The 20,741-nt window shown below is 64.3% G+C and carries 17 protein-coding genes and 1 tRNA gene; 2 read left to right on the plus strand and 16 right to left on the minus strand.

Annotated elements, in window-relative coordinates; all coding sequences use genetic code 11:
• Positions 1-4: 4 nt before the first annotated feature.
• The 4 genes from EKL94_RS15515 to EKL94_RS22450 form a co-directional block, all read right to left on the minus strand.
• Complete coding sequence (locus tag EKL94_RS15515; RefSeq protein WP_126929777.1) at positions 5-730, minus strand: fimbrial biogenesis chaperone; 726 nt, start codon at positions 728-730, stop codon at positions 5-7.
• A gap of 86 nt (positions 731-816) precedes the next feature.
• Complete coding sequence (locus EKL94_RS15520; protein ID WP_126929766.1) at positions 817-1,356, minus strand: fimbrial protein; 540 nt, start codon at positions 1,354-1,356, stop codon at positions 817-819.
• A gap of 347 nt (positions 1,357-1,703) precedes the next feature.
• Positions 1,704-2,297, minus strand: coding sequence for an LOG family protein (locus EKL94_RS15525; RefSeq protein WP_126929767.1), 594 nt, complete (start codon positions 2,295-2,297; stop codon positions 1,704-1,706).
• Positions 2,294-2,599 (minus strand): Arc family DNA-binding protein, encoded by a 306-nt coding sequence (locus EKL94_RS22450; RefSeq protein ID WP_185830046.1) that lies wholly within the window; start codon positions 2,597-2,599, stop codon positions 2,294-2,296. The genes EKL94_RS15525 and EKL94_RS22450 overlap by 4 nt, the downstream gene beginning before the upstream one ends.
• A gap of 544 nt (positions 2,600-3,143) precedes the next feature.
• On the opposite strand from EKL94_RS22450, the gene EKL94_RS15535 reads away from it, so the two are divergent.
• Positions 3,144-6,062 (plus strand): TonB-dependent receptor plug domain-containing protein, encoded by a 2,919-nt coding sequence (locus tag EKL94_RS15535; RefSeq protein ID WP_126929769.1) that lies wholly within the window; start codon positions 3,144-3,146, stop codon positions 6,060-6,062.
• Between the two features lie 654 nt (positions 6,063-6,716).
• Positions 6,717-7,607, plus strand: a complete 891-nt coding sequence (locus tag EKL94_RS15540; protein ID WP_260473447.1) for a universal stress protein — start codon at positions 6,717-6,719, stop codon at positions 7,605-7,607.
• A gap of 954 nt (positions 7,608-8,561) precedes the next feature.
• Here EKL94_RS15540 and EKL94_RS15545 read toward each other — a convergent pair.
• The 12 genes from EKL94_RS15545 to folP all read right to left on the minus strand — a co-directional run bounded on the left by EKL94_RS15545 (position 8,562) and on the right by folP (position 20,412).
• A tRNA-Ser gene (locus EKL94_RS15545) sits at positions 8,562-8,654 on the minus strand.
• A 78-nt stretch (positions 8,655-8,732) separates the two neighbouring features.
• Positions 8,733-8,936 (minus strand): carbon storage regulator CsrA, encoded by a 204-nt coding sequence (csrA, locus tag EKL94_RS15550; protein WP_004152909.1) that lies wholly within the window; start codon positions 8,934-8,936, stop codon positions 8,733-8,735.
• A 148-nt stretch (positions 8,937-9,084) separates the two neighbouring features.
• Positions 9,085-11,733 carry an alanine--tRNA ligase gene (gene alaS / locus EKL94_RS15555; RefSeq protein ID WP_126929770.1) on the minus strand — a complete coding sequence of 883 codons (2,649 nt, stop codon included), beginning with the start codon at positions 11,731-11,733 and terminating at the stop codon, positions 9,085-9,087.
• Positions 11,734-11,842: 109 nt separating this feature from the next.
• Positions 11,843-12,334, minus strand: coding sequence for a recombination regulator RecX (gene recX, locus EKL94_RS15560; RefSeq protein ID WP_126929771.1), 492 nt, complete (start codon positions 12,332-12,334; stop codon positions 11,843-11,845).
• 110 nt (positions 12,335-12,444) lie between these two features.
• On the minus strand, positions 12,445-13,482 hold the full coding sequence (gene recA, locus EKL94_RS15565; RefSeq protein WP_126929772.1) for a recombinase RecA: 1,038 nt from the start codon (positions 13,480-13,482) through the stop codon (positions 12,445-12,447).
• 204 nt (positions 13,483-13,686) lie between these two features.
• Positions 13,687-14,322, minus strand: a complete 636-nt coding sequence (lexA, locus tag EKL94_RS15570) for a transcriptional repressor LexA (protein ID WP_126929773.1) — start codon at positions 14,320-14,322, stop codon at positions 13,687-13,689.
• A 209-nt stretch (positions 14,323-14,531) separates the two neighbouring features.
• Complete coding sequence (gene ubiB, locus EKL94_RS15575) at positions 14,532-16,214, minus strand: 2-polyprenylphenol 6-hydroxylase (RefSeq protein WP_126929779.1); 1,683 nt, start codon at positions 16,212-16,214, stop codon at positions 14,532-14,534.
• 34 nt (positions 16,215-16,248) lie between these two features.
• A complete protein-coding gene (locus tag EKL94_RS15580) occupies positions 16,249-16,743 on the minus strand; it encodes a CinA family protein (RefSeq protein ID WP_010484249.1) in 495 nt (164 codons plus the stop codon).
• A gap of 122 nt (positions 16,744-16,865) precedes the next feature.
• Complete coding sequence (gene hflX, locus EKL94_RS15585) at positions 16,866-18,176, minus strand: ribosome rescue GTPase HflX (RefSeq protein ID WP_099559593.1); 1,311 nt, start codon at positions 18,174-18,176, stop codon at positions 16,866-16,868.
• A 14-nt stretch (positions 18,177-18,190) separates the two neighbouring features.
• Positions 18,191-18,466, minus strand: a complete 276-nt coding sequence (gene hfq, locus EKL94_RS15590; RefSeq protein WP_004152891.1) for an RNA chaperone Hfq — start codon at positions 18,464-18,466, stop codon at positions 18,191-18,193.
• Between the two features lie 96 nt (positions 18,467-18,562).
• Positions 18,563-19,516 (minus strand): tRNA (adenosine(37)-N6)-dimethylallyltransferase MiaA, encoded by a 954-nt coding sequence (gene miaA, locus EKL94_RS15595; protein ID WP_126929774.1) that lies wholly within the window; start codon positions 19,514-19,516, stop codon positions 18,563-18,565.
• On the minus strand, positions 19,516-20,412 hold the full coding sequence (gene folP, locus EKL94_RS15600) for a dihydropteroate synthase (RefSeq protein ID WP_126929775.1): 897 nt from the start codon (positions 20,410-20,412) through the stop codon (positions 19,516-19,518). Before folP ends, miaA begins: the two co-directional genes overlap by 1 nt.
• Between the last annotated feature and the right edge of the window lie 329 nt (positions 20,413-20,741).

Consider the following 20,741-nt stretch of genomic DNA (forward strand, 5'->3'; position numbering starts at 1 on the left):
GGGCTCACGGCCCGGTTTCCAGACGGACCTTGTGCTCCACCCGTCCGCCGTAGTCATTGATGGTGATGAAGCGCAGCTGGCCGGTCCCCGAGGGCATATCGAAGTCCAGGCTTTGCAGGGGCGCCACCATCGTGCCCTGATCATTGATGGTCTTTTCGATACCCGCGGTCGTGCCGTGCACCTCCGCCAGCGTCACGTGGAAAGGGCTGGGATTCTCAACCCGCAGGCGGGTCCCGCTGCCGGTCCAGCGCAGGATCCCGGGCGCATCATTGGCACTGCCCTTCAACCCTTGCGGGCGGTAGAAAAACTTCAGTCGCGAGCGGAACGCAACCTGCAGGTAGTTCTGTTCGCCTCCGTCGGCACTGGAGGGAGACGGCGGAACATCCAGCACGTTGAGCCAGAACAGCGACTCACGATCATCCGGCAACGGTGCGCCGGAGAAGATCACGCGCAGGGCCTGGCTGCGGCCGGGCTCCACGCGTGCGATCGGTGGCGTCAGCACGAAGGGGGCATCACTGGCCTCGGGAGGCTTGCTCGCATCCCCTCGGTCAATCCACGCCTGGACCAGCGCGGGAGACTCACCTACGTTCTGGACCTGCACGGTCACTTCACGCTGTTGCGCCGGGTAGATCACGCGCGTGCCATTGACCACCACGCCGGCCACGGCGTCGTGGCAAAGCGGCAGCATCGACGCGGCCAGAAGCAGCGTCCGGGGAAAGAGAGCTTTCATCGGAAGTACTACGCTCGAATAGGCGTGGCCCAGGGCCGCAGAGCACTGGCCGGCGCGCACGCCGGCCAGTCCGGATACAGCGACGGTCAGTTGTAGACGATCGTGTACTTGACGCTGGTGTTCACGTCGCCTGCGGTCGCAGCATCGGTCGCGTAGTACTCGGCGTAGTAGCCCAGATTGGCACTGCCGTCGCTGCCGACGTCAGCCCACTGCGAGTTTTCCTGTGCCTGGCCCGAACCGGCTGCCTTGATCGGCAGGAACTGCGAGTTGGAACCCAGCAGCTGTACCTGGACGTTGGTTGCAGCATTGGCACCACCGCCGATGTTCAGACGACCGCTACTGAAGTCGACAGTCGTACCCGGCTCGAAATAGGTCGCCACCTTGCCCGGTGCGCACTGGGTCAGGTTGATCGAGAACGGGGTGCGGCCTGCCACAGCGCCCGTGGCATCCAGATTGGACTTGGAAACGGTCGGGAGCTTGACTTCGAAGTCCTTGCCGCCGGTGGTGGCGATGGTGCAGGTCTTGTCAGTGACCTTGCCGGTGAAGGTGATGGTGCCGTCGGCGGCATTGGCGGCCATCGGTGCGGCGGCCAGCATCAGGACAGCAAAAAGCGTGGTCTTGTTCATAACGTTTACCTAGCCCTACGTGAAATGGAGAAAAGTAGAGAAGGTGGCAAGGAACCTTTGCCGGGCTGTCAGCTTCATCCTTGCGCCTCCCCAGGAGCCGGAACGGGGCACGCCCTCAGTTCCGTGACGCAAGTCTAACTTTCTAGGCGCTGCATTGCACCATATGAATCATTTTTGATTCTCTGGTTAAGCAAGCATTCCGCTTCGTGAATTCGTGTGCGATGCATCGACCACCACCGTTTCCATCAACCAAGGGAAACGAAAAACGCGCAGAGGCCCGAACACCTTCTGCGCGTTTTCGAACCGCATGCCGTTCTGCTGCCCAGCCCCTGGCGACGGCTTCTACCTCAGCGAAGGGTTGCCCGTCGCCGTTCATCAAGCCACTTCGACGACTGCAACGGCGCGTAACCACGCATCCAATCCAGCATCTCGTCGATCCCGCTGCCGTGCCACAGATCAGCACGATGGTCCTGATGCAGGAAGCGCTCCTCCACCATCCGATCAATCATTCCAATCAGCGGCGCATAGAATCCATCCACGTCCAGGAATGCGCAGGGCTTGTCACCGATGCCCAGCTGCCGCCAGGTCAGCATCTCGAAGATTTCCTCGATCGTGCCAAAGCCACCGGGCAGCGCGACGAACCCATCGGCCAGTTCAAACATGCGCGCTTTGCGCAGGTGCATCGAATCCACCACTTCCAGTTGGCTCAGCCCGGGATGCGCGACTTCCCACTCGACCAACTGGCGTGGAATCACACCAATGACCTCGCCTCCAGCTGAAAGCGCTGCGTTGGCGACGATTCCCATCAAGCCGACATTGCCCCTGCCATACACCAGCCGCAGCCCGTCGTGTGCGAGGCGCTCTCCCAGCCTGGCAGCCTGTTCGGCATACAGCGCGCTGCTGCCGGCATTGGCGCCGCAGTAGACACAGATGGACTTCATCCTTGTTCCTCGGTTCGTGGATTGAAAGGCTGCACGCTGACCGTGATCGAACGGAACTCGATACCGCTCTCGCGCTGGATTCGACGCATGGACTCCAGCAATTCATCCATGCACAAGGCGTCCCCGGATTCGATCCGCAGGACAAGCAGGTGCTTCGCGGTGCCTGCGCCCTGAAAGCTGGCCTCCAGCCTCTCCACGATTTCCGCAGTCATGCTGCGCCGGTTACCGGCCGCGGCGCTGCGCAGCTTTGAGCGAAGCTGCGCCGGCATCTTGAAATTGACCTGCTCGATCTTTCCATTCACGGCGTTGCACCTGTCAGTCCACTTCGGAGTCATCCACGGCCGTCGGACGCCACCGGCAGCTCCCTGACGCATGGGAGCGCACGGCCACTTGGGCAGCCAGGTGCATTGCGCGTGCCGCCAGCCACTGAAAAAACATCCGGCTGATGCCGGAGCACATGCACTGGGAAAGGCCATCCATCCCAGGGCCGAAAGATTCTTTATGACTCTATTGAATCATATTGAATTCATCAGTTCGCCCTTGGAGCAGGAGTTCCCGTACACCTCCTCCATTCAGGGAAAAAGCCACTCAGACTCATGACCGAATAATGAATGCTTAATGAACCAAACAATTTCGCAATGTGTCCTTTGAAACATTTATGTTTCTGGAAGACCTCGGTTTTGTTATCACGACGTTGACTCAACGTGAAGCCAGTGAGGAGGCCTGCCGTAGCGCCCGCAATCCCGGCTGCCCCATCCCCTGCCTCGGGGATAGCGGCACCTGCCGGATTCCCCAGTGCCCAGTCACGGGCAGTTCTGCGTACGACCACACGCTTGGGAGATCACCATGAAACTACGCTCCACGCCTTTGGATCGCGCTGTCGGCATGGCCCTGCTGGCCTCGGCCACGGCGGCGTTGACCAGTACATCCGCCTTCGCCCAAGAGGCCAAATCTTCACCGACCAACCTTGATCGCATTGAAGTCACCGGCTCGCGCATCCGCCAGGTGGACGTGGAGACCGCGCAGCCGGTGATGGCGATATCGCGGGTGGATATCGAACGCCAGGGATTCAGCTCGGTCGTTGACATCCTGCAGAACATCACGGCCGCCGGCAGTCCCGCACTGAGTCGCTCCAGCGTACTGAGCGCGGGTGAGGATGCCGGCGGCTCCTACATCAACCTGCGCAACCTCGGCCCCCAACGTACGCTTGTCCTGATCAACGGCAAACGGCTGGGCATCAGCACCAACGGCTACCAGGATATTTCGACGATCCCCGTGTCTGCCGTTGAACGCATTGAAGTCCTCAAGGACGGCGCTTCTGCGATCTATGGCTCGGATGCCATGGCCGGCGTGATCAACATCATCACCCGGCACGACATGACCGGCGTGGTCGCCAATGCCTACTTCGGCCAGTACGGACAAGGCGACGGCGAGCGTAGCCGCTTCGACGTTGTCGCCGGTTGGCGCAACGATCGCATGTCGCTGACGCTGTCGGCCGAGCACTCCGAAGAGAAGGCGGTCTGGGCGAAGGATCGATGGTTCAGCCAGTACGCCAATACCGACCGTCATCCCCAGTATGGCTGGACCCAGGTCAGTCAGTGGGGACAGATCAACGGCCTCATCGGCGGCCCCGGGTGTACCAATTCAAGAACAGGCTGCAACTACTCGCTCAACCGCGGTACGGACCCGACCAAGCCGGGGAACTATCACATCTCCGATCCGACGCCCTTCACCGGGGATGTATCCAACGCCAACGAGCAGATGCATCTAAACTTTCCGATCAAGCGTAACTCGCTGTTCCTGGATGGGCGCTTCAACATCACCGACAACGTCCGTTTCAGCACGCAACTGGGCTACAGCAAGCGCGACTCGAAAACACAGGTCGCTGGGTATCCGCTGCAATCACCCGATGTCGGCGCCCTTTCCATCGACAGCTACTTCAACCCCTTCGGCCGGCAGCACGGATACAGCAAGCCGACCGCCGTGGCCTGGAATCGCCGCACATGGGAAGTCCCCCGCGTTACGACCAGCGAGCTGAAGACCTATCGCGCGGTTGCCGCGTTCGACGGCAGCTTCGAAATCGGCGAACGCTACTTCGACTGGGAGGTGGGTTACCAGTACAACAAGAACGAACTGCGCCAGACCGTCGTCGGCAACCTGCACAGGGAACGGGTGAGGAATGCGGTTGGCCCGTCGTACTACGACGCGAAAACCGGCAAGGTCGAATGCGGCCGACCGGGTGCTCCCATTGCCGGGTGCATGCCCTGGAACCCGCTCATTCCATATGGCACCAAGAACCCCTACGGCCTTACCGGCAACCAGGCACTGATCGACTACCTGATGCCGGCCGAGAACTCCTCCGGCAAGACCACCAGCAGCAACTTCTTCGCCAACATCAGTGGATCGATCGTGCGCCTGCCGGCGGGCGATCTCGGATTCGCCTTCGGCCTTGAACGCCGCAAGGAAAAGGGCGAATTCATTCCCGATGCACTTGCCCAGACGGGGGCGACCACCAATCTTGCTGCCGGCCCCACCGGCGGCAGCTATACGGTACGGGAGGCCTATCTGGAGCTCAGTGTACCGATCCTGGCCAACCTCCCAGGCGCCCGGGAGCTGACCCTCAATGCGGCAACCCGGTTCTCCGACTACAACACCTTCGGAAACACGTTGAACAGCAAGTTTGGTTTCAAGTGGAAACCCTTCGACCAGCTGCTGGTTCGCGGCACCTGGGCGAAAGGATTCCGTGCGCCAACCATCTCCAACCTCTATGGCGGCAGCATGCAGTCGTTTGTGCGGGGCTTCCAGGACCCGTGCGACACCGTCTATGGCGCATCGGCAACGAGCCCGCAGGTGCGCGCCCGCTGTGCACGCGATATCGCCAATGCAGATACCTATCGCCAGCTCCGGCAAGGCAATGTTCCCATCACCAGCAGCAGTGACCAGTCACCCGTTCCATTCGTCAACGGCGCCAATCCCGACCTGACCCCGGAGACCTCGACCAGCAAGACCCTTGGCCTGGTCTGGAGCCCCAGCTTCGTCAGCAATTTCAACGTCTCGCTGGATTGGTGGAAAATCCGCATCAACAACACCATCGTGGCCGATCATCCCAATCAGATGCTGAAGGACTGCTACGAAGATGGCGTCGAGGCCCGATGCAGGGCGTTCACCCGCGACCCGGTCCTGGGCATCGTCAACAAGCTGAACTTCGGCAGTCGCAACGCGGGTTTCATGGAAACCGAGGGCTACGACCTGGATCTGAGCTACCACGTCGATACCCTGTATGGCCGGCTCAGTTCGAAGTGGGCTACGACCTACGTCAGCAAGGACATCTACCGCACCACGAACAACAGCTCAGTGGTACCCACTCCGTCGAACGGCATCGGCGGCAGTTTCCGCACGCGCTCGAACCTGACCCTGGGCTGGGACTTCGGAGATTTCGGCGTCAGCTGGACGGCGCGCTACTACTCCGGCACTCGGGAGCAATGCCTCAGTGCACGGCTGCACCCGGACGAGTGCTCCGACCCTCGTGTCCGGGCCCCCTGGTACCAGGGAACGCGTGACTACAACAAGCGCGGCTCAGTGACCTTCCACGATGTGCAGTTCCGCTACAACCTGCCGTGGGAAGCGACCATTGCGGTGGGTGCAAACAACGTGTTCGAACGCTACGGGCCGATCATGTACACCGCTCCCAGCTCGCAGTACTCCTACTACGGCGGCTATGACATCGGTCGCTTCGTCTACATGAAGTATCAGCAGCGCTTCTGACCGCCGGTACTGGCATTCAACGCCGGCGGGCCTGCGAAGGGCCTGCCGGCTGTACGGGAGCCCGTGGCCCCTGCCCCTCTGCATTCAATCCCTGGTCTGGCCGCTTCTCGCTGTCCAGGCCTTGAACAGACGCAGCAGTTTCCGGACGCATCTCTCAACCACCAGATATTCAATCTGCTCTGCAACAGGAAGCGACGCAGGACAACGGCAGCGCTGCGGGCTGCCCGCTGGATCAAGCCCGCAGGTACAGGCGATGGGAATGCGCAATGGATTCTTTCGATTCACCGATGAATCATAGTTCCATCAGTTCGCGCCTGAACCGGGATGCTGTGTTCGATCGGGAACGTCCAGAGCATCCCCATTTCATGCCGCTGCAGCACTACGGCATCGCATTTCAATCGGGCCCCGCGGGCAGGAGCAACCGCGCCAGGCCCCGGCCATGGACTCCGCATGCGGCAGCGATGATTGCTCATCCAGCATTCCACGGTTGCAACGCCTGCCCCCATCATCAGATGACGGCTCACGCCGTCCAGTCGGTCGCGTCCCTGCAGCGATCCGTCGGCGATCTACGAGGCGGGAGCGACCGGCAATGAATATAATATTAATCAATAGAATCATAAATGATACACGCCTGCTGAATTTGCGCTAATTGGAGTGAGGGACCCGATCAGCATCCGCCGGACCTGCCCGCCGGGCACAGCAAGGAGAACCGCAATGCTCCATCCTCTTCGTGATATCGCAGCCCTCTTCGATGCCAGTGAAACCGGTGAGCGCCTGCTGCAGATCGCCGCACAGCTGGCCCAGGCCCAACAGGCGCACCTGATCGCGGTATCCACGGCCCTGCATCCCAGCGACATCGCCAGCAGCTATGCCCGCGGTGCCGGCATCACGGCTGCCCTGGAACACGAGGCACGCGCAGACGCTGCGAGCACAGCGCGGCTCCAGCAGTACCTGCGCACGATCTCGGATCACCTGGCCATCAGTTCTGAGCTTCGCATCGTGTCGGACTATCTCGGCGGCGCGGACCTGGCGATGCAGTCGCTGTATTGCGACCTGCTTGTGGCCGGCTACCCCGATCCCCCTGGCGCCCCCACCGGCTGGCAACCGCTCACAACGTTGCGACAGACCGGAGTGCCAATGCTGCTGGTTCCGTCGCATTGGAAGGGAACCCACGTCGGTCAGCGCATCGTGGTCGCCTGGAACGCGAGCAAGCAGGCGCGCCGCGCCATTACCGATGCACTGCCCCTGTTGGCGCACGCGCAGCAGGTTCATCTGCTGATGGTGGACGCTGCCACTTTCGACACCACGCCGGGTGCGGAAATGGCCCGCCATCTCTCCCGCCATGGCGTGCAGGTGGAAGTGCAGTCGATCTCCTCTGCGCAGGGCAGAATCGCCGAAGCAATCCGCCAGCATGTACTGGACTCTGGCGCAGACCTGCTGGTGCTGGGGCCATACAGCCGCAGCGCCGTGATTGAACGACTGCTTGGCGGCGTCACCCGCGACCTCCTGGCTGCGATACCTGCTCCACTGTTCGTCTCTCACTAGGCCTCAGGTTGACTACAGCGAATCTGCGGGCCTTTCCCGGCAGAAGTCTCCCGGGAAAAGAACACCACGCCATTGAAGAATTTGCCCAAGGGCCGATGCTCGAATCGACCCCTGGGCAACAGGCCGTCGTCACGACGGTCGGCGCCCCGCCGGGCGCGGGACTGGAGGGGGAGTCCAGCCCCAAAGCGCGCTGTCTTGAGAGAGAGACAGCACGTTGTTGAAACAGCGTTTCTGCCCCCGCACTGTCGATCTGCTTCTTCTGCATCAGAACCCTGTAGTTCATGCCCATGTGCATGAACCGGACGAGCGTCCTGCAACGGTCATTGCGCACGTTCGCACCGTAGTGCGCGCTGGGTCGCATGCCACAGAACGAAACTAGCCGAGCTTTGATGGTGCGCCAACAAATGAAACACATTGAATTCATTTGATTCATATAGAATTCATTCAGTACGCAGCAATCCCTTAACTTTCAAGGCGTTGCATTCCGCCGCATAGGTGTTCCTGGCAGCATCCATCGAACCGCTCTGCCGCGGTGCAGCAGCCGACCCCGGCGCAGCCCCCTGATGGAGACACGCCACTTCGCTCTCACCCTTCGACGACCGGGCTCATCTGGCATGCGGCTGGTGACGCTGCACAGGGCCGACGATCGTCTGCGGGGAAAATCCCTGGACACGCTCCCTGATGCGGGTGGTCATCGAATGCGCATGCCTGCGCTCCGTGCCAGACCCAACGCGGACAGCAATGAGCGCATTCCACTTCAAAGCAGGAAGGTCAGGCGATGGCCGCTCTTGCGGCACCCGTATGCGAAGCGAGGCGATCGCATTCAATGGATTCAACATGCGCAGCACGATGCCGGGCAAAAAAAGATCTGCCTTGCAGGCACAGGGTTACTGCAGGAAGGCAATTGCACACACAACAAAAAAGCCCCTGTTTCCAGGGGCCTTTCTGAGTATCTGGCGGAGTGAGAGGGATTCGAACCCTCGATAGAGCTTTTGACCCTATACTCCCTTAGCAGGGGAGCCCCTTCGGCCACTCGGGCATCACTCCGGGGTTTTCTCCGCGTCTGGTGCGTTGCACCTCAGCGGGGCGTGAATCATAACGTTAATCGAGTGCGAAGGTAAAGCGTTATTCGGCAGAATTTTCGCTACCGGTGCCACCGGCTTCGTCACCGCGCTGGATGCGCTGATAGATCTCTTCGCGATGCACAGCGACGTCCTTCGGCGCGGTGATGCCGATACGCACCTGGTTACCCTTGACGCCAAGCACGGTGACGCTCACCGAGTCACCGATCATCAGGGTTTCGCCGACGCGGCGAGTCAGGATCAACATTTTTGTAAGTCTCCATGGAACCGTGTGGAAGGGTATCCCCCACCGGCTTGACGCTCCGTCAAGAAGCGCTACCACGACAAAGGGAAAAGATTTCGCAATGGTACCGTCAGCCGTCCCGCTCCTACAAGGAGGGGGACGGTCGGTTTCATCACAGGCGGGGGCTGACCCATTCGACGACTGCAGCCAGCGCAGTGGCAAGGGCGGGCCCGTCCTCGCCACCACCCTGGGCGAGGTCCGGGCGTCCGCCGCCCTTGCCCCCGATCTGACCGGCGATATGGGACAACAGTTCCCCGGCCTTGACCTTGCCCATTGCGCTGCCGTTCACACCCGCGACCAGGGCGGCCTTGCCGTCCTGGACACCGGCCAGCACGATCACCGCGTCGCCCAGCTGCTGCTTCAGGCGGTCCATGGCGTCACGCAGGGCCTTGGCATCGAAGCCCTCCAGGCGGGCAGCCAGCACCTTCACGCCAGCAACCTCGACAGCCTGGCCGGACAGATCGGCCGTGGCACCGGCGGCAACCTTGGCCTTCACGGCTTCCAGTTCGCGCTCCAGCTGCTTCTGGCGCTGGCCGAGGGCACGGATCTTCTCGACCACGTCGGCAGCGCTGCCGCCGAGCAGTTCAGCGGCCTCGGCCAGGCGGGCCTCTTCGGCGTCCACGTAGTCCAGGGCGCCCTGGCCGGTGACCGCTTCGATACGGCGCACGCCGGCGGAGACACCGCCCTCGGAGGTGATCTTGAACAGGCCGATGTCGCCGGTACGGTTGACGTGGGTACCGCCGCACAGCTCGGTGGAGTAGTCACCCATCTTCAGCACGCGCACGTGCTCGCCGTACTTCTCGCCGAACAGGGCCATCGCGCCGAAGTCCAGCGCTTCCTGCATGCCCATGTTGTGCACTTCGGCGGCGTTGTTGGCGCGCACCTGCTGATTGACCTTGCGTTCGATCACGGCCAGCTCTTCCGCGCTGATCGGCTGGAAGTGCGAAAAGTCGAAACGCAGGCGGTCCGGAGCGACCAGCGAGCCCTTCTGCTGCACATGGGTGCCCAGCACTTCGCGCAGGGCGGCATGCAGCAGGTGGGTGGCGGAGTGGTTGAGGATGGTGGCGCCACGGCGCTCGCCATCGACCTGGCCGGACAGCACGTCGCCAACCTTCAGGCCGCCTTCGGACAGGGTGCCGACGTGGCCATGGAACTGGCCGGCGAACTTCTGCGTGTCGTCCACCACCAGGCGCACGCCGTTGCCGGTGAGCACGCCGGTGTCGCCGACCTGGCCGCCGGACTCGGCGTAGAACGGGGTCTGGTTGGTGATGACGATGACTGCGTCACCGGCATCGGCCGACTGCACCGGACGACCGTCCTTGAGCAGGGCCAGCACGGTCAGGCCGTCAGCCTGCAGGCGGTCGTAGCCTAGGAACCGGGTCGGGCTCAGCGTCGCCACCAGCTCGGCCGGCAGGGTCACGCCACCACCGAACTTGCCGGCCGCACGTGCGGTTTCGCGCTGCTGCTCCATCGCAGCATCGAAGCCGGCAATGTCGACCGTCAGGTCGCGCTCGCGGGCGATGTCCTGGGTCAGGTCCAGCGGGAAGCCATAGGTGTCGTACAGGCGGAAGGCGTCAACACCCGGAATCACACCGTTGCTGGCCTTGCCGGCCACGTCCTCGAAGATCTTCATGCCGGCATCGAGGGTTTCGGCGAAACGCTCTTCCTCGGCCTGCAGCGCACGGGTGACGGTGTCCACTGCCGCCGGCAGTTCCGGATAGGCCTCGCCCATCTGCTCGACCAGGGTCGGCACCAGCTTGCTGAAGAACGGCTGGCGCACGCCCAGCATCCAGCCGTGGCGCAGGGCGCGGCGGATGATACGGCGCAGCACGTAACCGCGGCCTTCGTTGGACGGCAGCACGCCGTCGACGATCAGGAACGAGCAGGCACGGATGTGATCGGCGATCACGCGCAGCGACTTGTTTTCCAGGTCAGCGGTGCCGGTCAGCTCCGACGCCTTGCGGATCAGCGCCTGGAACAGGTCGATCTCGTAGTTGGTGTGCACGTGCTGCAGGATCGCCGCCAGGCGCTCCAGGCCCATGCCGGTATCCACGCACGGTGCCGGCAGCGGCACCAGGGTGCCGTCGGGCTGGCGGTCGAACTGCATGAACACCAGGTTCCAGATTTCGATGAAGCGGTCGCCGTCTTCATCCGGGGAGCCCGGGGGGCCGCCGGCGATATGGTCACCGTGGTCGTAGAAGATTTCCGTGCACGGACCACACGGCCCGGTGTCGGCCATCTGCCAGAAGTTGTCCGAGGCGAACGGTGCGCCCTTGTTGTCGCCGATGCGCACGATGCGCGCTTCCGGAATGCCGACCATGTCGCGCCACAGTTCGTAGGCTTCGTCGTCGGTCTGGTAGACGGTGACCAGCAGGCGCTCGGGCGGCAGCTTCCAGACCTGGGTCAGCAGTTCCCAGGCCCAGGCGATCGCGTCCTTCTTGAAGTAGTCGCCGAACGACCAGTTGCCCAACATTTCGAAGAAGGTGTGGTGGCGCGCGGTGTAGCCGACCTGGTCGAGGTCGTTGTGCTTGCCGCCCGCGCGCAGGCAGCGTTGCACGTCGGCCGCGCGCACGTAGCTGCGCTTTTCCGCGCCAAGGAACACGTCCTTGAACTGCACCATGCCGGAGTTGGTGAACAGCAGGGTCGGATCATTGCCCGGCACCAGCGGCGCCGACGGCACGATGGTGTGGCCTTTGCCCTTGAAGAATTCAAGGAAGTCGCTGCGGATCTGGGAAGTCGTGAATTTGGCGGATGCGTTCATTGGGGGCTGGCAGTCTGCGGGCCGGCGGGCCCGGACCACCGGCCGCGTTGGCCAGGGTCGCGAGGGACCGCCGAAAACCTAAAGGGTATCAGGCCCGGCGCCGCCAGTCTCAGTCATCCGGGTCGTAGCGGGTCGCACGGCGGATGCTGTCGCCGTCGAAGCCGCGTCGGGCCAGCAGATCGGCGGCCTTGCGCCGCTGTGTCAGGTCCTGCGGACCGGCCTCGCCAAAGCGCCTGCGGACCAGATCACGGGCGTTTTCCTGCCAGTCGCCTTCGTAGCTGTCCATCGCCGCGGCAACCGCGGCGCTGTCCAGTCCGTGGGTCCCCAGCTCGGCGCGGACATGGATCGGCCCATAGCCGGTGTTGGCGCGCATCCGCACCAGGTTCTCGGCAAAACGGGTGTCGTCCTGCCAGCCGGCCTCGGTCAACTTGGCGACAGCCGCCTGCGCAGCCTCGTCTTCGATGCCACGTGCGGTCAGCTTGCGGGTGAGTTCCTTGCGCGAGTGCTCGCGGCGGACCAGCAGGCCCAGCGCTCGTTGCACGGGCGTCTGCTCGCGCGGCCGGCGTTTGCGACCGCTGGGAATGTCGTCGGCGTCGGACATCGGTGCTCCAAGGGTGGCGCCATCCGTGGCGCCCAGCCCATCCCTGGGCGATTCGAACCTGCGGGACAGGGCGACGTCACTGACGGCGCCGCCCTGCCCCACAGCAAGCCTTACTCGTCGTCGCCTTCGTCGTCGCCTTCCTCACGGGTGGCTTCGGTCGGCTGGAACTTCTCGCGCAGTTCGGCTTCGAGCTTCGCAGCAACCGTCGGGTTGTCGCGCAGGTAACCGCGGGCGTTGTCCTTGCCCTGACCGATGCGTTCTTCGCCGTAGCTGTACCAGGCGCCGGCCTTCTCGACCAGCTTGGCATCCACACCCATGTCGATCAGCTCGCCCTCGCGGCTGATGCCTTCGCCGTACAGGATCTCGGTGATGACCTGCTTGAACGGAGGCGCCAGCTTGTTCTTGACGACCTTGATCTTGGTCTGGTTGCCGATGATCTCGTCGCCCTTCTTGATCGCGCCGATACGACGGATGTCCAGGCGGACCGAGGCGTAGAACTTCAGCGCATTGCCGCCGGTCGTGGTTTCCGGGCTCTGGCCCGGCATCATCACACCGATCTTCATGCGCAGCTGGTTGATGAAGACCACCAGGGTGTTGGAGCGCTTGATGTTGCCGGTCAGCTTGCGCAGCGCCTGGCTCATCAGGCGGGCCTGTAGGCCCGGCAGCTGGTCGCCCATCTCGCCTTCGATTTCGGCCTTCGGGGTCAGCGCGGCGACCGAGTCGATCACCAGGATGTCGACCGAACCCGAACGGACCAGCATGTCGGCGATTTCCAGCGCCTGCTCGCCGGTATCCGGCTGCGACAGCAGCAGGTCGTCCACGTTCACGCCCAGCTTGGCGGCGTAGATCGGGTCCAGCGCGTGTTCGGCGTCGATGAAGGCTGCGGTGCCGCCCAGCTTCTGGCATTCGGCGATGGCCTGCAGGGTCAGCGTGGTCTTGCCCGAGGATTCCGGCCCGTAGATTTCAACGACACGGCCCTTCGGCAGACCACCAATGCCCAGCGCGATGTCGAGCATCAGCGAACCGGTCGGGATGGCTTCGACGGGCTCGACCACGCGGTCGCCCATGCGCATCACCGAGCCCTTGCCGAACTGCTTTTCGATCTGGCCCAGAGCTGCAGCGAGGGCGCGCTTCTTGTTCTCGTCCATCGGATTGGTCCTTGCAGAGGTCGTGTCGTTGGAGGTGCTGTCTTTGGGGGTCTTCTTTGCCATGGGTTCACTTTAAGTCGGACGTATCGCACAGGCTGAGATTCTGCCCGGCGCTCTGAAAAGAATTATCGGACATCCGTACCAACCTCAGTGGAACCAGAGAATCGCCACAAAAGACCGCGGGGTAATGCGCTATGGAACGGGTCAACGGTTCGGCCGCAACAGGCCGCAATAGAGGCCTTCGATCGCGAAGTCCTGATCCGGCAGCACCTCGATCGGCTTGTAATCGGGATTGCGCGGCAGCAGGCGGATACGATCCTTGGCGATCTTCAGCAGCTTGACGGTGATCTCGTCATCGATGCGGGCCACCACGATCTGCCCGGAATGGGCGTCGCGGGTGCGGTGCACGCCGATCAGGTCACCGTCGAAGATGCCCTCGTCGATCATCGAATCGCCCTGCACCTTCAACAGGTAGTCCGGCGCCGGCGAGAAGAACACCCGGTCCAGCACCACGAAATCGTCCGAGCCGATGTCGGCGCCGATCGGCAGGCCGGCCGCAACCCGGCCGAGCACCGGCAGGCGCAGCACGCTGTCGGGCAGGCCCGGCTCGGCCAGCTTTTCCACTGACGGCGCCTGCACCAGGCGGATGCCACGGGCCTGGCCCGGGATGCGACGGATCGCGCCGGCCTGCTCCAGGGCTTCCAGGTGGTACTGGGCCGCGCGCACGCCCTTGAAGCCGAACGCACGTGCGATTTCAGTCTGCGACGGCGGTGCGCCTTCGCTCTCGATACGCTCGGCGATCAACTGCAGGATCGCCTGCTGGGTGTCGGTCAGGTCCATGGTTAGTAGTATTACTACTAACATGCGGGACTGCAAGTGCCGGGGGCGACACGGCAACATCTGTAGTGCCGAGCCATGCTCGGCAGTCGGGCGAATGGCCGGGCGGCAAAGGCGAATGCAAGGGCGAAAGCAGCCGACCAGCGGTCGGCTCTACAGGAATCGCGCAGCGATTCCGCGGTTCCCGTTGGGAACCGCTGCGGTAAACACACTCAGGTGTGTTTACCGCTTCTCCATATCGAAAACAGGATCCACACGCCGCAGAAGCCGGCGCCGATGAAGCCGCACACGCCCAGTGCCAGCAGCCAGCGACTGGAGACGCCGCCAACGCTGTGCATCACGATCGACGAGCCGATGATCAGCGCGGCGGTGACGATGCCCATCACCAGCCGGTTCGCCGCACGGTTGACCTGCTCGCCGAAGCCCTGCAATGCGCTGGTCTCCACCTTCAACTGCAGGCGCCCACGGCGCGCCGCCTGGACCAGCTTGCGCAGGTCGCGGGGAAGCTCGCCGGCGAAGTCGACCAGGCCCAGCAGGCTGCGGCGGCCTCGCTTGAGCAGCGCCTTGGGCGCGTAACGCTGCAGCACCACCCGCTCCAGGAACGGACGCGCGGCACTGGCCATGTCGAAATCCGGGTCCAGCTGCCGCCCCATGCCTTCCAGGGTCAGGAACGCCTTGATCATCAGCGCCAGATCGGCTGGCAGGGTCAGGCTGTAGCTGCGCAGCAGCTGGGTGATGTCGCCCAGCATCAGGCCGATGCGCAGGTCCTTCAGCGGCACGCCACGGTACTGGTCGACGAACTGGCTGATGTCGTGCTGCAGCCGGTTCTCGTCCACTTCCACACCGCCGGCCCAGTCCAGCAGCACGTCGGCCACGCCCTGCGGATCCTGTTCGACCAGCCCGTGCAGCAGCTGCGCGACCTGAAAACGACGCACTTCGGACAGCGCGCCGACCATGCCGAAATCGATCACGCCGATACGGCCGTCGCGCAGGTAGATGATGTTGCCCGGATGCGGGTCGGCGTGGAAGCTGCCGTCCTCCAGCACCATCTTCAGCACGATGTCCGCGCCACGCCGCGCCAGTTCGCGCCGGTCCAGTCCTGCCGCATCGACACCGGCCAGGTCACGCCCGGGAATGCCATCGACGAAGTCCTGCACATTCAGGCTTTCGCAGGTCCACTGCCAGTGCACGCGGGGAATCAGGATGTCGTCACGACCGTTGAAGTTGCGCGCGATGCGCTCGGCATTGCGGCATTCAGCGGCGAAGTCCAGTTCGCGGCGCAGCGATACGGTGAACTGCTGGACGACCTCGGCCGGTCGATAGCGACGCAGGTCAGGCAGACGTGCTTCAACGATCTCGGCCAGGCGGGCCAGCAGCCGCAGGTCGGCCTCGACCACATCACGGATGCCGGGGCGGCGCACCTTCAGCACTACCTCGCGACCATCATGCAGCCGCGCGCGGTGGGCCTGCGCCAGCGAGGCGGCGGCCATCGGGGTTTCATCGAGGAAAGCGAACACGTCCTGCGGAGACGCACCAAGATCGGCTTCGAGCTGCTCGCGGATATCCGCGTATGGCAGCGCCGGCACCGCATTCTGCAGCTCAGAGAGCTCGGCGATCCATTCCGGCGGCAGCAGATCAACGCGGGTCGCAAGTACCTGACCGAGCTTGACGAAGGTCGGGCCGAGATCCTGCATCGCGCTGCGCACACGCACCGGCGCGGTCATCCGCAGCAGTTCCTGCCGCTCCTCGTTCCAATGCAGAAGGCGCCCTGCCCGCTCCAATGTGCTGGCCAGGCCAATGCGCCGCACCACGTCGCCGAAGCCATAGCGGATCAGGACGACGGCGATTTCCTGCAGTCGGCCCAGGTCACGGACGGTGCCCAGCGTTTCCCACATCATGCGTGCTCCGGACGATTACCGGAGCAGCATGTCACAGCTGGGCGTCGATACCGCGCAATGCCGCCGCCACGGTTTGCCGGCGGATGGCTTCGCGGTCGCCATCGAACTGGAACAACTCGGCGCGGGCGTAGCCGCCCCGGCGCTTCCAGCCGATCCAGACGCTGCCAACCGGCTTGTCCGGACTGCCGCCGCCGGGGCCGGCGATGCCGGTCACCGCCACGGCGATGCCGGCGCCGGAATTGACCAGCGCGCCGGACACCATTTCCAGCACGGTTTCGCGGCTGACCGCACCGAACTGCTCCAGGGTCTGCGCGCGCACGCCCAGCAGGCGCTGCTTGGCCTCGTAGCTGTAGACCACCATGCCGCAGTCGAAGAACGCCGAGGAACCGGCGATATCGGTCATGCATTTGGCAATCCAGCCGCCACTGCAGCTTTCAGCGGTCACCAGCTGCAGCGAGGCCTGCTGCAGGCGCTGCCCGAGCGCGGCGGACTGGGCATTGAGTTCAGCGTCGGTGGGAATGGACATCGGCATGACGGTGGGGTGAAGAACCTGCACGTTGTACCGCAGATGACAGGCAGATGTCGCGCCCCTCCGGCGCGGTTGCGTTGCCGGCCAGCGGCCGGCACTACCAGGCATCGGCCGCTAGCTCACCACTCCGGCAGTTTCTCCGGCAGCAGCGCCCGGATCGGCGCACCGTCGGCACTGGCGGCCAGCTTTTCGGCTTCGGCAATCGGCAGGTCGACCTGCAGCAGCCAGCCCTCTTCATCCGCCTGTTCACTACGGATCACTTCCAGCTGGTGCAGGCGCGCACGCAGGCGGCCGGCATCCGGCGGCAGGCGCAGTTCGCCGGTGACATGCTGCAGGCCCAGGCGCTTGCCCAGCACCGCCTGCAGCAGCTCCAGGCCCTGCCCGTCACGCGCGGAAATCCACACCCGCTCGCGACGCGACTCGTCCGGGATACCGTCCTGGCCATCGTGGCGGACGTCGGCACCCTCGATGCGGTCGATCTTGTTGAACACCAGCAACTGCGGCAGGTCACCGGCACCGACCGCGGTCAGCACTTCGTCGACCTGGGCAATGCGCTCCTCGCGGTGCGGATCGGCAGCGTCGACCACGTGCAGCAGGAAATCGGCCTCGCGCGCCTCGGACAGGGTCGAACGGAACGCGGCGACCAGGTCATGCGGCAGGTCGCGGACGAAGCCAACGGTATCGGCCAGCACCACGTTGCCTCCCGGGACCGCGATGCGGCGCACGGTCGGATCCAGCGTTGCGAACAGCTGGTCGGCGGCATAGGCCTCGGCGCCGGTCATGGCGTTGAACAGGGTCGACTTGCCGGCGTTGGTGTAGCCCACCAGGGCCACGCGCGGCAGCTCGCTGCGCACACGCGCACGGCGCATCTGGGTGCGCTGCACTTCAACCTTTTCCAGGCGCTTCTGCAGCTGCTCGACCCGCTTCTGCAGCAGGCGGCGGTCGGTTTCCAGCTGGGTTTCACCCGGGCCGCGCAGGCCGATCGAACCACCGCGCTGGCGCTCCAGGTGGGTCCAGCCGCGCACCAGCCGCGTGGCCAGGTGACGCAGCTGCGCCAGCTCGACCTGCAGCTTGCCTTCATGGCTGTGCGCACGCTGGGCGAAGATGTCCAGGATCAGGCCGGTACGGTCGATCACCCGGCGCTCGAGGAAGCGTTCCAGGTTGCGTTCCTGGCCCGGGCTCAACGCATGGTTGACCAGGATCAGGTCGGCACCGCTGGCGTCGGCCGCGGCCTTGATCTCGTCCAGCTTGCCGCTGCCGATCAGGGTCGACGGATTCGGACGGTCCAGGCGCGCAGTGATCGTCGCGGCGATGCTGGCCCCAGCCGAGCGGGCCAGATCACCGAATTCTTCCAGCACATCGTCTTCCAGCTTGCCGAAATGGGGCTGGATCAACAGGGCGTGTTCGCCCTTTTTCGAGCGGTCAAACATTCACCGCTCCGGTCTTACTCGTCTGCTTCATCACCTGCCTGACCACCTTCACCCGACTGCACGTAACCACCGCCCGGCCCGACCTTCACGTTGCGTGCCGGAACGACCGTGGAAATGGCGTGCTTGTAGACCATCTGACTGACCGTGTTGCGCAGCAGGACCACGAACTGGTCGAACGACTCGATCGTGCCCTGCAGCTTGATGCCGTTGACCAGGTACACCGAAACCGGCACGCGCTCGCGCCGCAGTGCGTTCAAGAAAGGATCCTGCAGCGATTGCCCCTTGGACATTGCACACTCCTGATTATTGTTCTTATTGGGTTGCCGACGGTTGCCACGGCCCCCGAGCCGCCCGCCGACCGATGATGTTACACGGCTGGCGGGGGTTCAGCGTGCGACGAAGGTCGACACCGCGCCGGCCAGGCGCTCGTGGTCGATATGGGGGTCGAACCAGCGCGCATCAAGCTCGCCGCGCAGCCAGGTCAGCTGGCGCTTGGCCAGCTGCCGGGTGGCGAAGATCGCCTTGTCACGGAAACGAGCGGCATCGCCCTCCCCGTCCAGGTACTCCCAGGCCTGGCGATAGCCGACCGCGCGCACGGCCGGCAGGTCAAGCGGCGCCTCCACAGCGGCCATTTCCGGCATCGCGCGCAATGCCCGTACCTCGTCGAGAAAGCCCTGTGCCAGCATGGCGTCGAAACGTGCCTCGATACGCTGGTGCAGCACCGCGCGATCACGCGGCGCCAGGATCAGCTTGAGGGTGCGCACCGGCAACGGCGCTACGCCCGGCCGGCGCTGCCATTCAGTAATGGGCGTGCCGGTCAGGCGATAGACCTCCAGCGCCCGCTGGATGCGTTGCGGGTCGGTGGCATGGATGCGTGCCGCTGCGGCCGAGTCGACCTTGGCCAGCTCTGCGTGCAGTGCCGCCCATCCGCGTTCGGCGGCTTCGGCAGCCAGCACCGCACGCATCTCCGGATCGGCCTCCGGCATCGGCGACAGGCCCTGCAACAGGGCGCGGAAGTACAACCCGGTACCGCCGGCCAGGATCGGCATCTTGCCGCGCGCCACGATATCGGCCACGACCCTGCCGGCATCGGCGGCGAATTCGGCTGCCGAGTAGGTCTGCCAGGGATCGCGCAGGTCCAGCAGATGATGAGGTGCCTGCGCGCGCTCGGCCGCATCAGGCTTGGCCGAACCGATATCCAGGTGGCGGTACACCAGCGCCGAATCGACGCTGACGATTTCGCCATCCAGCTGCTGTGCCAGGGCGATCGCGGTGGCGGTCTTGCCACTGGCGGTCGGCCCCATCACGGCGATCGCCAGTGGCCGCCGGTCGATGCCCATCAATCTTCGTCCGGCCAGCGGATCGTCGGCGTGGCGTCGGCGCGCGGCGTCGGCACGGCCTCGACCGCCTGCCAGATCTTCAGCGCATCGACGGTGGCCGCCACGTCATGCACGCGCACGATGCGCGCGCCACGCTGGACCGCGATCAGGTGCGCGGCTACCGAAGCCGCCACGCGCTCGGACGGCGTGTCGCGGCCGGTCAGTTCGCCCAGGCTGCGTTTGCGCGACAGGCCAGCCAGCATCGGCACGCCCAGTTCCAGGAAGCGCTCCGAACGCGCCAGCAGGATCATGTTGTGGGCGGTGGTCTTGCCGAAGCCGAAACCGAGGTCGATCAACAGGTTCTTCTTCGCGATACCTGCCATCTCGGCAGCGAACAGGCGCTGCACCAGGAAACCGTGCACCTCGGCGACCACGTCGTCGTAGTGTGGATCGGCCTGCATGTGGCCCGGTTCGCCCTGCATGTGCATCAGCACCACCGGCACGCCGGTTGCAGCGGCGGCGTCCAGCGCCCCGTCCTGACGCAGGCCGAAGATGTCGTTGATCATGCCGGCGCCAGCGTCCACCGCCGCACGCATCACCTCCGGCTTGAAGGTGTCGATGCTGATCGGCACCCGGGTGCGGGCCGCCAGCTGCTCGATCACCGGAATCACCCGGCTCAGCTCCTCCTCCACCGATACCGGCGCAGCACCCGGGCGGGTCGATTCGCCGCCGATATCGAGCAGGTCCGCGCCCTCCTCGACCAGCTTCAGGCCATGGGCGACTGCGGCCTCGGTGGTGTCGTGCGCGCCGCCATCGGAGAACGAATCCGGGGTGACGTTGACGATGCCCATGACCCGGGCACGGTCGAGGCGCAGGATGCGGCCGGCGCAATCGAGCTGGGGCGAGGTATCGAACATGGGCAATCCTGCAGGGACAACGGCGGGTAGTTTAGTTCGGCAGGGCGGCGCCCTGCACCCGCAGAGGCAACGGCCACAGCAAAAGCCCAAGCAACAGCAGAAGCCGGTTTCCTGAGGGATGGCGGGGTGGGTCCGGTTGCGGGAGACGCCGTAAACCCGTCCATGGGGGCTTGGCCGCGGCATCCATGCCGCGGACACCCCCGCAACCGGACCCACCCCCCCTTGCCCCCTGTCGCCCGCCACGCATGAGTGCGACCCCACCCTCGGGAGACCCCCCTCATTCCTCCGAAAACCCCAATATATAGAAATATCCCCCCCCCCACACTTTG

Origin of the sequence: Stenotrophomonas maltophilia, assembly GCF_003970865.1 — a bacterium.
GTDB lineage: Bacteria > Pseudomonadota > Gammaproteobacteria > Xanthomonadales > Xanthomonadaceae > Stenotrophomonas > Stenotrophomonas maltophilia_AR.